Origin of the sequence: Pseudoxanthomonas suwonensis (genome assembly GCF_000972865.1) — a bacterium.
Taxonomy (GTDB): Bacteria; Pseudomonadota; Gammaproteobacteria; order Xanthomonadales; family Xanthomonadaceae; genus Pseudoxanthomonas; species Pseudoxanthomonas suwonensis_B.
In genome coordinates this window covers 2,086,632-2,098,822 of the sequence record NZ_CP011144.1, presented here as the reverse complement: position 1 = coordinate 2,098,822, position 12,191 = coordinate 2,086,632, and the positions used below count along the sequence as shown (strand labels likewise).

The 12,191-nt window shown below is 71.3% G+C and carries 9 protein-coding genes; 7 read left to right on the top strand and 2 right to left on the bottom strand.

Features of this window, described 5'->3' with window-relative positions; all coding sequences use genetic code 11:
* The first annotated feature begins 50 nt into the window (after positions 1-50).
* The 3 genes from tatA to tatC are packed head-to-tail and all read left to right on the top strand — an operon-like array spanning position 51 to position 1,470.
* Positions 51-275 carry a Sec-independent protein translocase subunit TatA gene (tatA, locus tag WQ53_RS08710; protein ID WP_052631810.1) on the top strand — a complete coding sequence of 75 codons (225 nt, stop codon included), beginning with the start codon at positions 51-53 and terminating at the stop codon, positions 273-275.
* Positions 276-296: 21 nt separating this feature from the next.
* Positions 297-731 carry a Sec-independent protein translocase protein TatB gene (gene tatB, locus WQ53_RS08705; RefSeq protein ID WP_052631809.1) on the top strand — a complete coding sequence of 145 codons (435 nt, stop codon included), beginning with the start codon at positions 297-299 and terminating at the stop codon, positions 729-731.
* Positions 712-1,470, top strand: a complete 759-nt coding sequence (tatC, locus tag WQ53_RS08700) for a twin-arginine translocase subunit TatC (RefSeq protein WP_052631808.1) — start codon at positions 712-714, stop codon at positions 1,468-1,470. The genes tatB and tatC overlap by 20 nt, the downstream gene beginning before the upstream one ends.
* 10 nt (positions 1,471-1,480) lie before the next feature.
* On the opposite strand, the gene WQ53_RS08695 is transcribed toward tatC, so the two are convergent.
* On the bottom strand, positions 1,481-2,368 hold the full coding sequence (locus tag WQ53_RS08695) for a BPSS1780 family membrane protein (RefSeq protein WP_052634004.1): 888 nt from the start codon (positions 2,366-2,368) through the stop codon (positions 1,481-1,483).
* An 86-nt stretch (positions 2,369-2,454) separates the two neighbouring features.
* The gene (locus tag WQ53_RS08690) at positions 2,455-3,204 is read right to left on the bottom strand and encodes a glutamine amidotransferase (RefSeq protein WP_052631807.1); all 750 of its coding nucleotides are present in this window, start codon (positions 3,202-3,204) and stop codon (positions 2,455-2,457) included.
* 101 nt (positions 3,205-3,305) lie between these two features.
* On the opposite strand from WQ53_RS08690, the gene glyQ reads away from it, so the two are divergent.
* From glyQ to WQ53_RS08670, 4 genes are all read left to right on the top strand, one after another.
* Complete coding sequence (gene glyQ, locus WQ53_RS08685; RefSeq protein WP_052631806.1) at positions 3,306-4,211, top strand: glycine--tRNA ligase subunit alpha; 906 nt, start codon at positions 3,306-3,308, stop codon at positions 4,209-4,211.
* Between the two features lie 152 nt (positions 4,212-4,363).
* The gene (glyS, locus tag WQ53_RS08680; protein WP_052631805.1) at positions 4,364-6,535 is read left to right on the top strand and encodes a glycine--tRNA ligase subunit beta; all 2,172 of its coding nucleotides are present in this window, start codon (positions 4,364-4,366) and stop codon (positions 6,533-6,535) included.
* Positions 6,536-6,591: 56 nt separating this feature from the next.
* Positions 6,592-8,364 carry an autotransporter assembly complex protein TamA gene (locus tag WQ53_RS08675; protein WP_052631804.1) on the top strand — a complete coding sequence of 591 codons (1,773 nt, stop codon included), beginning with the start codon at positions 6,592-6,594 and terminating at the stop codon, positions 8,362-8,364.
* On the top strand, positions 8,361-12,152 hold the full coding sequence (locus WQ53_RS08670; protein WP_052631803.1) for a translocation/assembly module TamB domain-containing protein: 3,792 nt from the start codon (positions 8,361-8,363) through the stop codon (positions 12,150-12,152). The genes WQ53_RS08675 and WQ53_RS08670 overlap by 4 nt, the downstream gene beginning before the upstream one ends.
* The last annotated feature ends 39 nt before the right edge of the window (positions 12,153-12,191 follow it).

The following is a 12,191-nucleotide window of genomic DNA, read 5'->3' as shown; positions in this document are numbered from 1 at the left end:
TGGGCGCTGCGCTATCCTGTGCGCCTGTTTCCTAGACTTGTGAGCGCGACATGGGCGGCCTGAGCATCTGGCATTGGATCATCGTGCTGGTAGTGGTGCTGCTGGTGTTCGGCACCAAGCGCCTGCGCAATGCCGGCAAGGACCTCGGCGAGGCGGTCAAGGGCTTCAAGGAAGGCGTGCGCGACCCGGAGAAGCCGGCCGGCCAGCTCGGCGACGAGCGCAGCGCCGAGTCGCAGGACAAGGCCGAGTCCGAGCGCGACCGCGCCCAGCACTGATCCCGCGTCGGTCGCACGCGGATGTTCGATATCGGCTTCGGCGAACTGCTGCTGATCGCGGTGGTCGCCCTCGTGGTGCTCGGTCCGGAGCGGCTGCCCAAGGCGGCGCGCTTCGCCGGCCTGTGGGTGCGCCGCGCCCGCGCGCAGTGGTATTCGGTCAAGTCCGAGCTGGAACGCGAGCTGGAGGCCGAGGAGCTCAAGCGCAGCCTGCAGGACACCCAGAGCGCGCTGAAGCAGGCGCAGACGCGCCTGCAGAATGAGATCGAACAGGCGCAGACGCGCCTGCAGGATGAGGTCGAACAGGCGCAGGCGAAGCTGCAGGACGAGGTCGACGCGGCCGGACGGGAGCTGGGCGAGGTGCGGCGCCAGGTCGACGAGGAGCGTCCGGCGATCGCCGACGGGAACGAAGGCGCCACGCCGCCGGCGGACGGGGACGATGAACCACGCCGGCCCTGATTCCGACGGCGAGAGCAGCCTGCTCGAGCACCTGCTCGAACTGCGCACGCGGCTGCTGCGCGCCATCGCCGGCCTGGTGCTGGTGCTGCTGGCGCTGCTGCCGTTCGCCAACAAGCTGTATGCGTGGCTGGCCGCGCCGCTGCTGGCCAAGCTGCCGGCCGGCGGCCAGCTGATCGCGGTGCAGGTGGCCTCGCCGTTCTTCACCCCGCTCAGGCTGGCGTTCTTCGTCGCCCTGCTGGCCACCGCGCCCTGGCTGCTCTACCAGGCCTGGGCGTTCGTCGCCCCGGGCCTGTACCAGCGCGAGAAGCGGCTGGCGATGCCGCTGCTGGTCTCGGCGGTGGCGCTGTTCTACATCGGCTGCGCGTTCGCCTACTTCGTGGTGCTGCCGTCGGTGTTCGGCTTCCTGGCCGCGATCAAGCCCGAGGGCGTGGCGATGATGACCGACATCAACGCCTACCTGGACTTCGTGCTGGTGATCTTCCTGGCCTTCGGCGCCAGCTTCCAGCTGCCGGTGGCGCTGGTGATCCTGGTCCTGCTGGGCTGGGTCACGCCCGATCAGCTGCGCGCCGGCCGCGGCTACGCGATCGTGGGCATCTTCGTCCTGGCCGCGCTGATCACCCCGCCGGACGTGATCTCGCAGCTGCTGCTGGCGATCCCGATGTGCCTGCTCTACGAGGCGGGCATCCTGGCCGCGAGGCTGGTGGCGCCGAAGCCGGACGCCGCCTCGTCCTCGTCCTGAGCGCGCCCGCTCAGACCTCGATCTGCGCGGGCGCCGCGGCGACTTCGGGCACCGCCTCGCCGAAGAAGCGGGTCCAGGCGGTGTAGGTCGCGCCGGCCAGCAGCGGCATCAGCACACCCATCAGCAGCAGCTGGGCGATCCACATCGCCAGCAGCGGCCCGGCCAGCAGCTGCAGCACCAGGGTCGCCAGCAGCACGCCGAAGTAGACGGCGAACACCGCCACCAGGGTCAGCAGCAGGAACACCGCCAGCGCCGGCAGGTTGTGCAGGCAGGCGCGCAGGCTGTCGCGCATCGCCTCCAGGCCGCCACGGCGGTCGAACAGGATCCGCGGCACCGAGACGAACACGGTCATCGCCACCGCCACCGCGGCGGCCAGGCCCAGCAGCAGCCACAGCAGGATGCGTCCGGCCGGCAGGCCGGCGACCAGCGCCTCGACCTGCTCGGGGGTGGGCTGCTGGCCGGACTGGGCCAGGGCGTTGAGTTCCTCGCTGGCCTGGGCCAGGTGCTGCAGCTGCTGGGTGCCGACCAGCACCAGCAGCAGTACGCCCAGCACCAGGCCGGCCGCGACCTGCGGCAGCAGCGTGGTGAGCAGTTGCGGGACCCGACCCTCGCGCACGCCCTGCAACAGGTGCACCGGCAATGCCGGGCGACCGTGCGCGACCTCGCGCACCGCCCACACCAGGCCGGCGAACAGCACCGGTCCGGCCAGGGCGACCAGGAACTGCAGCACCGCCGCCAGCGCCGGCACGGCCATCCCCACCGCCATCACCAGCGAGGCGAGCAGGCCCCACAGCGCGCCCAGTGCGCCCAGCGCCAGCGGCGCCCGCCGCAGCAGGGCGAAGCCGCCCAGCAGCCATTCCGCACCGTCCGAAGCCGGCAGCTTGCGTATCGTGTCCATCGTGTTCCCGTTGAGGCGCCCCACCGTCGGGAGCGCGGTTGCATTATCGGCGATGCGCGCGCGGCCGCGCAGCACTGCCGGCACGTTCAGCCATGCCAGGGCCGCCCCGGTGTGCCGCGCGCGTGCTGGACGAAGCGGCGCAGGAGCAGCCGCGCCTGCGGCGCGGCGCTGACCTCGCGGGCGACCGTGCGCGGGCAGCGGCCGTGGTTGCGCAGGCAGTCGGCGCGGGCGTTGACGTAACCGCGCATGTGGTGGGTGGCGAACTCGGGGTGGAACTGCACGCCCCAGGCCTGCTCGCCCCAACGGAACGCATGGCAGCCGTCCTGCTCCGAGCGCGCCAGCACGGTGGCGCCCTCCGGCGGCCGCAGCACGGTCTGCAGGTGGGTGGCGTGGGCGGCGAAGCGCGACGGCATGGCCGCGAACAGCGGATCCTCGAACGCCGGCGGGTGCAGGTCGATGAACACCGTGCCCGACTCGCGCCCGGCCGGGTTGTAGTCGACCTGGCCGCCCAGGGCGTGGGCCAGCAGCTGGTGCCCGTAGCAGATGCCCAGCAGCGGGGTGCCGGCGTGGGCGACGTCGCGGATCCAGCCGGCGGTGCGCTCGCTCCATTCGGCGCGGTCGGTGACGAACGCGGCCGAGCCGGAGACGATCACCCCGGCCAGCCCGTCGGCGGCCGGCAGCGGGTCGCCGCGCTCGGCGTTGACCTCGACCACCTCGTGCGCCGACAGCCCGGCGGCGACCCGGATCCAGTGCGGGAAGCGGCCATAGCGCTTGAGGCTGTCGACCGGCTGGCCGGTTTCGACGATCAGGAAGGGCGCGCGGCGGGCGGCGTTCACGGGCGGGGGGGACCGGCGGAAAAAGTAGCGGTTGAAAGCGTCGAAACCCGTGTGGCACGGGGCTTGGGCCTATACTAGCCCGCTTTTCCGCACTGCAATAAATGCCGATGACAGGTCCGACCTTCCAGGGATTGATCCAGGCGCTGAACGCCTACTGGGCCGAGCAGGGCTGCGTGCTGATCCAGCCGCTGGACCTGGAAGTCGGTGCCGGTACCTTCCACCCGGCCACCTTCCTGCGTGCACTGGGGCCCGAGCCCTGGAACGCGGCCTACGTGCAGCCCTCGCGCCGCCCCACCGACGGCCGCTACGGCGAGAACCCCAACCGGCTGCAGCGCTACTACCAGTACCAGGTGGTGATGAAGCCCAACCCGGACAACATCCAGGAGTTGTACCTGGGCTCGCTGAAGGCGCTGGGCATCGACCCGCGCGTGCACGACCTGCGCTTCGTCGAGGACAACTGGGAATCGCCGACCCTCGGCGCCTGGGGCCTGGGCTGGGAGGTGTGGCTCAACGGCATGGAGGTGACCCAGTTCACCTACTTCCAGCAGGCCGGCGGCCTGGAGTGCCGGCCGGTGCTGGGCGAGATCACCTACGGCCTCGAGCGGCTGTGCATGTACCTGCAGAACGTGGACAACGTCTACGACCTGGTGTGGACGGTCGGCCCGCAGGGCGTGGTCACCTATGGCGATGTCTACCACCAGAACGAAGTGGAGCACAGCACCTACAACTTCGAGTACGCCGACGTGGCCGAACTGTTCCACCGCTTCGACGCCTGCGAGGCCGAAGCGCTGAAGCTGGTCGAGGCCGGCCTGCCGCTGCCGGCCTACGAGCAGGTGTGCAAGGCCAGCCACAGCTTCAACCTGCTCGATGCGCGCCGCGCGATCTCGGTCACCGAGCGCCAGCGCTACATCCTGCGCGTGCGCAGGCTGGCCCAGGCGGTGGCCGAGGCCTACCACGCGCAGCGGGAGAAGCTCGGTTTCCCCGGGCTGAAGAAAGAAACGGCATAAGCCCCTCTCCCCTCCGGGAGAGGGGTTGGGGAGAGGGTCGGTCGCCGACGGCCGTCCCGATCCCGAACCCTCATCCGGCGCTTCGCGCCACCTTCTACCCCTAGGGCACCTGGTCCCGGAGGGAGAAGGGACAAGAGCCAAGGTCGAACTTCATGAGCGAACAGAAATCCCTGCTGATCGAACTGGGCACCGAGGAGCTGCCGGTCAAGGCGCTGCCGGGTCTGGCCCAGGCGTTCTTCGACGGCGTGATCGCCGCGCTGGACAAGCGCGGCATCGGTTTCGAGCGCGGCGACGCGCGGCCGCTGTACACCCCGCGCCGCCTGGCGGTGCTGCTGCCGGCGGTAGCTGCCGAGCAGCCCGAGCAGCGCAGCGAGGTGCTGGGCCCGTACCTGAACATCGCGCTCGATGCCGAGGGCAAGCCGACCAAGGCGCTGGAAGGCTTCGCCGCCAAGGCCGGCATCGACTGGACCGCGCTGGAGCGCACCACCGACGCCAAGGGCGAGCGCTTCGTCCACCGCGCGGTCAAACCGGGCGCGCAGACCGCCGCGCTGCTGCCGCAGATCGTCGCCGAGGCGATCGCCGGCATGCCGATCCCCAAGCCGATGCGCTGGGGCGGCCACGACTATGCCTTCGCCCGGCCGGTCCACTGGCTGGTGCTGCTGTTCGGCGGCGAGGTGGTCGATGCGCAGGTGCTGGGCGTGGCCTCCGACCGGATGAGCCGCGGCCACCGCTTCGAGCACGACAAGCCGGTGTGGATCGGCCAGCCGGACGACTACGTCGACGCGCTGCGCGCCGCGCACGTGCTGGTCGACCCGGAGGAGCGCCGCGCGCGGATCGTCGCCGAGGTCGAGCAGGCGGCGAAGCGGGCCGGCGGCAGCGCGCGGATCACCGACGACAACCTCGGGCAGGTGGTGTGCCTGACCGAATGGCCGGCGGCGGTGCTGTGCAGCTTCGAGTCCGAGTTCCTGGCGGTGCCGCAGGAAGCGCTGATCGAGACCATGGAGATCAACCAGAAGTTCTTCCCGGTGCTGAGCGAGGGCGGGAAGCTGACCGAGCGCTTCATCGGCATCGCCAACATCGAGTCGCGCGACGTGGCCGAGGTGAGCAAGGGCTACGAGCGGGTGATCCGTCCGCGTTTCGCCGACGCCAAGTTCTTCTTCGACGAGGACCTCAAGCAGGGCCTGGCGGCGATGGGCGACGGCCTGAAGACCGTCACATACCAGGCCAAGCTCGGCAGCGTGGCCGACAAGGTCGCGCGCGTGGCGGCGCTGGCCGAGGCCGTCGCCGCGCAGGTCGGCGCCGACCCGGCGCAGGCACGCCGCGCCGCGGAGTTGTCGAAGAACGACCTGCAGTCGCGCATGGTCAACGAGTTCCCCGAGCTGCAGGGCATTGCCGGACGCCACTACGCGCTGGCCGCCGGCGAGCCGAAGGAGGTCGCGCTGGCGATCGACGAGGCCTACCAGCCGCGCTTCGCCGGCGACGACATCGCGCTGTCGCCGCTGGGCAAGGTGCTGGCGATCGCCGAACGCCTGGACACCCTGGCCGGCGGCTTCGCCGCGGGCCTGAAGCCGACCGGCAACAAGGATCCGTTCGCGCTGCGGCGCAACGCGCTGGGACTGGCGCGGACGGTGATCGAGAGCGGCTTCAATCTCGATCTTAAGGCTCTGATCTATAGGGCCTACGAGGCAGTCATGCTTTCGATGTCCGATGTGATACTCCGCCAAAAGACAGCTGCCGCAGAGAAGGCGCGAGAGGCAGGTGTCGAAACACCTGCTGGGCACTCGAACGTCCGATCGCTCAACGCGTCAGAGCTGAACGAAATCTACGACTTCATCCTCGACCGCCTCCGCGGCTACTACACCGACAAGGGCGTGCCGGCCGCGCACTTCAACGCAGTGTCCGAACTGAAGCCGGCCTCGCTGTACGACTTCGACACCCGCCTCGACGCGATCGGCACCTTCGCCGCGCTGCCGGAGGCCGAGGCGCTGGCCGCGGCCAACAAGCGCATCGGCAACATCCTGAAGAAGGCCGACATCGCCATCCCGGCGATGGAGGACCCGGCGCTGTTCGCCGAGCCGGCCGAGCGCGCGCTCGGCGAGGCGGTGGAGGCGGCACTGGACGACACCACCGCGGCCCTGCACCGGCACGACTACGTGCAGGTGCTGAACCGGCTGGCGCGGGTGCGGCCGCAGGTGGACGCGTTCTTCGACCAGGTGATGGTCAACGCCGAGGACCCGGCCATCCGCGGCAACCGGCTGGCACTGCTCAAGCGCCTGGCCGACCGCTTCGGCGCGGTGGCCGCGATCGGGCACCTGTCCAGCTGAACGCGGGTGCGTGGGACGGGCTAACGGGGCCGGCGCCGGCCCGCTATCCTGAGCCCATGCGATGCCTCCCCCTCCTCGCACTGCTCCTGGCCTCGGCGGCCTTCCCCGCCTGGGCCCGCGGCACGATCGAGCGGGTCGATATCCGCGGGCTCGAGAACCACGAGGCCATGGAGCAGAACGTGCGCCTGGCCCTGGGCGTGAACAGCGAGATCGGCAAGGTCCAGGGTGAATCGCGCCTGGAGTTCCTGCTGCTCAACGCCGAGCGCGAGGCGCGGCAGGCGCTGGAGCCGTTCGGCTACTACTCCCCGACCATCACCGTCGACTCCCCGCGCGACGCCAACGACCGCATCGTGGTCACCGTCCACGTCGACCGGGGCAAGCCGGTGCGGGTGCGCGACGCGAACGTGGGCATCGTCGGCCCCGGCGGCGAGGACCAGTACCTGGAGCGCGACCTGGACGCGTTCCGCCCGCGCCAGGGCGAGGTGCTCGACCATCCCACCTACGACGCCAGCCGCGACGGCATCAGCCGGCGCCTGGCCGAACGCGGCTACTTCGACGCGGACTTCATGGAGCGCGAAGTGCGGGTGACCCGCGCCGACTTCGCCGCCGACATCGACCTGGTCTGGGACAGCGGATTCCGCTACGACATGGGCCCGACCGTCTTCCACCAGGACTTCTTCCGCCCGGGCCTGCTGGAGAAGCTGGTGACCTGGGACGAGGGCAGCTACTTCCACCAGGGCAAGCTGGACCGGCTGCGCCAGTCGCTGGTCAAGCTCGACTACTTCAGCGCGATCGACATCCAGCCGCGGCCGCAGGACGCCGACGACGATTTCCGCGTGCCGGTCGACGTCAACCTGGTCCTGGCCAATCGCACGGTCTACACCGCCGGCCTCAGCTACGGCAGCGAGAGCGGCATGGGCGTGCGCTTCGGCATGGAACGCCGCTACGTCAACGACCGCGGCCACAAGCTGGTCACCGACCTGGACTACGCGCAGAAGCGCAAGAACCTGCTGGTCCAGTACCGGATCCCGGCCTTCGCCTGGCTCGATGGCTGGTACACCGGCGCGTTCAGCGCCTACGACGAGCAGACCGACTACATCGACCTGCGCAACGTGCGGCTGCTGGCCAGCCGCAGCGGCGAGCTCACCGAGCGCTGGACGGCGGTGGGTTCGATCATCGCCCTGCGCGAGCGCTGGAGCTACGACATGGACGTGGACACCGGCCAGCGGCTGTACACGTACTCGACCCTGTTCTACCCGGAAGTGACCGGCAACTACATCGGCGTGGACAACCGCCTGTTCCCGCGCCACGGCCTGAGCCTGGGCCTGGCCCTGCGCGGCGGCGCCGAGGGCGTGGGTTCGGACACCAGCTTCGTCCAGGGCTGGGGCAGCGCGACCTGGTTCCAGGGGGTGGGCGAGGCCGACCGCCTGATCCTGCGCGGCGAGGCCGGCGCGACCTGGACCAGCGACCTGATCGCGATGCCGCCGAGCCTGCGCTTCTTCGCCGGCGGCGACCGCAGCATCCGCGGCTACGCCTGGCGCGAGGTCGGCCCGCGCACGCCGCCGCCGGACAACTTCGCCCTCGGCGGCCGCTACGTGCTGACCGGCTCGGTCGAGTACGAGCACTACTTCAACGCCGGGCCGTGGGGCATGGCCGCCTTCGTCGACGGCGGCGACGCCTTCGACGACGACTTCGACCTGCACCTGGGCGTGGGCATCGGCGCGCGCTGGCGTTCGCCGATCGGCGGCGTGCGGATCGACATCGCCCGTGGCCTGAACGATCCCGACTCCGGCTTCCAGATCTACCTGAGCCTGGGGGCGAACCTGTGAGCACGCCCGCCCCGCCGCCGCCGGCCCCGCGGCCGCGCTTCTACCGGCGGCGGCGCTTCTGGGCCTGGTCCGGCCTGGGCGTGCTGGCGCTGGTCGTCGGCGCGCTGGTGCTGCTGTACTGGCTGCTGCAGACCGTGGCCGGGCGCGACGTGCTGCTGGCGCAGATCATCTCGCGGCTGCCGGTGGGCGCGAGCCTGACCTGGGAGAAGGTCGAGGGCCCGATCGCCGGGCCGCTGACGATCCATGGCCTGGACTTCCGCTACGACGACTACCGCTTCACCGCGCGGCGCGCGTACCTGGATCCGGACATCCGGCCGCTGCTGGGCCGGCGCCTGCGCCTGGACGCGCTCGAGATCGAAGGCGCCACCCTCAGCCTGGTGCCCAGCGACGAGCCGTTCGAGCTGCCGCGCTGGCCCGGATCGCTGCCGCCGGTGGAGATGCCGCTCGCGATCCAGGCCGACCACATCGTCATCGACGGCTTCACCATCAACTCCGGCGGCGAGCACGTGATCGACATCCGCCACCTGCGCGGCGGCATCGACATTGCCAACGGCTCGCTGCACGCCGAGCACCTGCAGATCGACAGCGACCGCGGCCTGTTCGGGGTCCACGGCAGCTACGAACCGGTGCGCGACTACCGCAGCGACATCCTGGTGACCGCGGTGCTGCCGGCGCCGCGCGGGCGCAACCCGGCGCGCCTGGGACTGATCGCGCGCGGCGACCTGTCGAAGATGGAAGTGGGCATCGGCGGCCGCGCACCCGATCCATTGCGCGCCACCCTGACCCTGGGCGGCGATGCCGACGCGCCGACCTGGCGCCTGGTCGCGCGCAGCGAGGGCCTGGATCCGGCGCTGCTCACCGGCGGCGAGCCCGCGCCCGAGCCGATCCGCTTCGACCTGCAGGCCAGCGGCACCGGTGGCAACGCCGACCTTTCCGGCCAGATCGGCCAGGGCGCGCGGCAGCTGACCATCGCCCCGTCGAACCTGCACCTGGAAGACCAGGTGCTGACCGTCGCACCGCTGGCGCTGGAACTGCAGGGTGGCCAGGTCGTGCTCAAGGGACGCGCCGACTTCACCGACCCGGAGGACGGCCGCTTCCGTTTCTCGCTGGCCGCGCGCGACCTGACGTTCGAGGCCGAGGATCCGGCAACGCCGGCCATCGGCGTCGATGCCGCGCTGGGCCTGGCCGGCTCGATCAACCAGTGGGCCGTCTACGGCGATGCGGTCCTGCGCCGCGGCGGCGAGCAGGCCGACCTGGTCCTGGACGTGCGTGGCGACCGGTCGCGCGCGACGATCCACTCGCTGCAGGCGACCATGCCCACCGGCACGCTGCAGGCCAGCGGCGAGGCCGGCTGGGATCCGGTGCTGGACTGGGACCTGGCGCTGGTGCTGGACGGGTTCGACCCGGGCTACTTCGCGCCCGGCTGGGACGGAAACATCCATGGCCGCATCGCCACCACCGGCCGTGCCCGCGACGGTGGCGGCTTCGACGCGCAGGCCGTCGTGCAGTCACTGGGCGGCCAGCTGCGCGGGCGCGCGCTGTCGGGCAACGGCCGCTTCGTGCTGCGCGGCGACGAAGGCCAGGGCGAACTCGCGCTGGCCCTGGGCAACAGCCGGGTGCGCGCCGACGGCCGCGTCGGCAGCCGCATCGACGTCACCGCCGAGCTGCAGCCGCTGCACCTGGACGACCTGCTGCCCACGGCCGCCGGCATCGTCGAAGGCTCGCTGCGGTTGACCGGCACCCGCCAGGCGCCGAACCTGCAGGCCAACCTGACCGGCCGCGGCCTGTACTGGGACGAGCGCAGCGCCAATGCGGTCGACCTGAGCGGATACCTGCCCTGGCGCGGCGGCGACGGCAACCTCACCCTGCAGGCCAGAGAACTGCAGGTGGGCATCCCGCTGCGGCAGCTGACCGTGCACGCGCAGGGCGCGGTGGAGAACCTGCGGCTGCAGCTGCAGGCCGACAGCCCCGACATGGCCGGCCTGTCCTTCGCCGGCCAGGTGCAGCGCCGCGGCGCCGGCTGGCAAGGTTCGCTGGACCAGCTGCGGATCGAACCGGCGCTCGGCAACGCCTGGTCGCTGCAGGCGCCGGCCGCGTTCACCGTCGCCGGCCAGCGCTGGCAACTGCAGCCGGCCTGCCTGGGGGTCAGCGGCGGCAACGGCGACGCGCAGCTGTGCGCGCATGCGGACTGGCCGCGGGAAGGCCTGGTCGTGACCAGCGAACGCCTGCCGCTGACCCTGCTCGCCCCCTGGCTGCCGCAGCAAGGCGGCCGTGCGCTGGTCCTGCGCGGCGACCTGACCCTCGACGCGCGGATCCGCCCGCAGGGCAACCGCTGGACCGGCGGCATCCACCTGGCCTCGCTGGAAGGCGGCCTGCGCCTGGGCAACAACGCACGCCGCGAGATCGCCCGCTACGACCATTTCAGCTTCGACCTGACCTTCGATCCGCAGACGATCCAGGGCCGGCTCGGCACCGGCTTCCAGGGCAACGGCTACATCGACGCCACCTTCGCCACCGGCTGGGAGCCGTATTCGCCGCTGACCGGCGAGCTGTACACCCACATCTCGCAGCTGTTCTGGCTGGAGCTGTTCTCGCCGGACCTGGTGCGCCCGCGCGGGATCATCCGCGGCCACATGAGCCTGCGCGGCACCCGCGGCGAACCGCTGATGGCCGGCCAGCTGCTGCTGGAGGACTTCCAGGGCGAACTGCCCGCGCTGGGCCTGAGCCTGACCGACGGCCAGGGCAGCCTGGACGCGCAGCCGGACGGTTCGGCGCGGCTGTCGGCCTCGGTCAGTTCCGGCGGCGGCAAGCTGATGGTGGACGGCAGCCTGTCCTGGTTCGGTCAGGCCACGCCGCTGCAGCTGCACATCCACGGCCAGGACGTGCTGGTCGCCGACACGCCCATGCTGCGGGCCACGGCCAACCCGGACGTGGAGTTCAGCATGGACGGCCCGACCATGGTCCTGCGCGGCCAGGTCGAGGTGACCGATGCCACCGTGCACCTGGAACGCTTCGAACAGGGCGTGTCGGTATCCGAGGACGTGGTGGTGGTCGACCCGATCGACCCGGAGGAGCGGCGCGGCACGCCGCTGGACATGGACCTGGCGCTGATCCTGGCCAACGACGTCACAATCACCGGCTATGGCCTGCAGGGCACCATGAACGGGCGGCTGCAGGTGCGTGCCCGCCCGGGCCATGAAATGGTCGCCACCGGCGCGCTGGAAGTCGGCGGCCGCTACCGCGCCTACGGCCAGGACCTGACCATCACCAACGGCCAGCTGACCTGGAGCAACAACCTGATCGCCGATCCGCGCATCAACGTGCGCGCCGAACGCCGGGTGGGCGACGTGGTCGCCGGCATCGACGTGTCCGGCCACGCGATGGCGCCGCAGCTCAACGTCTGGTCCAACCCGGCGATGCCGCAGTCCGAGGCGCTGGCCTACCTGATGCTCGGCCGCAGCCTGGAGGGCGCGACCCGCGACCAGGCCCAGCAGGTCACCGCGACCTCGGCGGCGCTGTCGGCCGGCACCGGGCTGATCGCGGCGCAGCTGGGCACCCGGCTGGGCTTCGACGACGCCGGGGTCATGCACTCGCGCGCGCTGGGCGGCTCGGTGGTGGGCGTGGGCAAGTACCTCTCGCCGCGACTGTACGTCGGCTATGGCGTGTCGATGGTCGGCGCCGGCCAGGTGGTGATCCTGAAGTACCTGCTGCGCAAGGGCTTCGACGTCGAGCTGGAGTCCAGCACGGTCGAGACGCGCACCTCGATCAACTGGCGCACCGAGCGCTGACGCTGCGCGCATGACCTGCGGCGGTTGTCCGCGCCGCGT

Coding starts and splice junctions, on each gene's coding strand:
- tatA (WP_052631810.1), top strand. CDS start 51: ATGGGCGGCCTGAGCATCTGGCATTGGATCATCGTGCTGGTAGTGGTG.
- tatB (WP_052631809.1), top strand. CDS start 297: ATGTTCGATATCGGCTTCGGCGAACTGCTGCTGATCGCGGTGGTCGCC.
- tatC (WP_052631808.1), top strand. CDS start 712: ATGAACCACGCCGGCCCTGATTCCGACGGCGAGAGCAGCCTGCTCGAG.
- WQ53_RS08695 (WP_052634004.1), bottom strand. CDS start 2,368: ATGGACACGATACGCAAGCTGCCGGCTTCGGACGGTGCGGAATGGCTG.
- glyQ (WP_052631806.1), top strand. CDS start 3,306: ATGCCGATGACAGGTCCGACCTTCCAGGGATTGATCCAGGCGCTGAAC.
- glyS (WP_052631805.1), top strand. CDS start 4,364: ATGAGCGAACAGAAATCCCTGCTGATCGAACTGGGCACCGAGGAGCTG.
- WQ53_RS08675 (WP_052631804.1), top strand. CDS start 6,592: ATGCGATGCCTCCCCCTCCTCGCACTGCTCCTGGCCTCGGCGGCCTTC.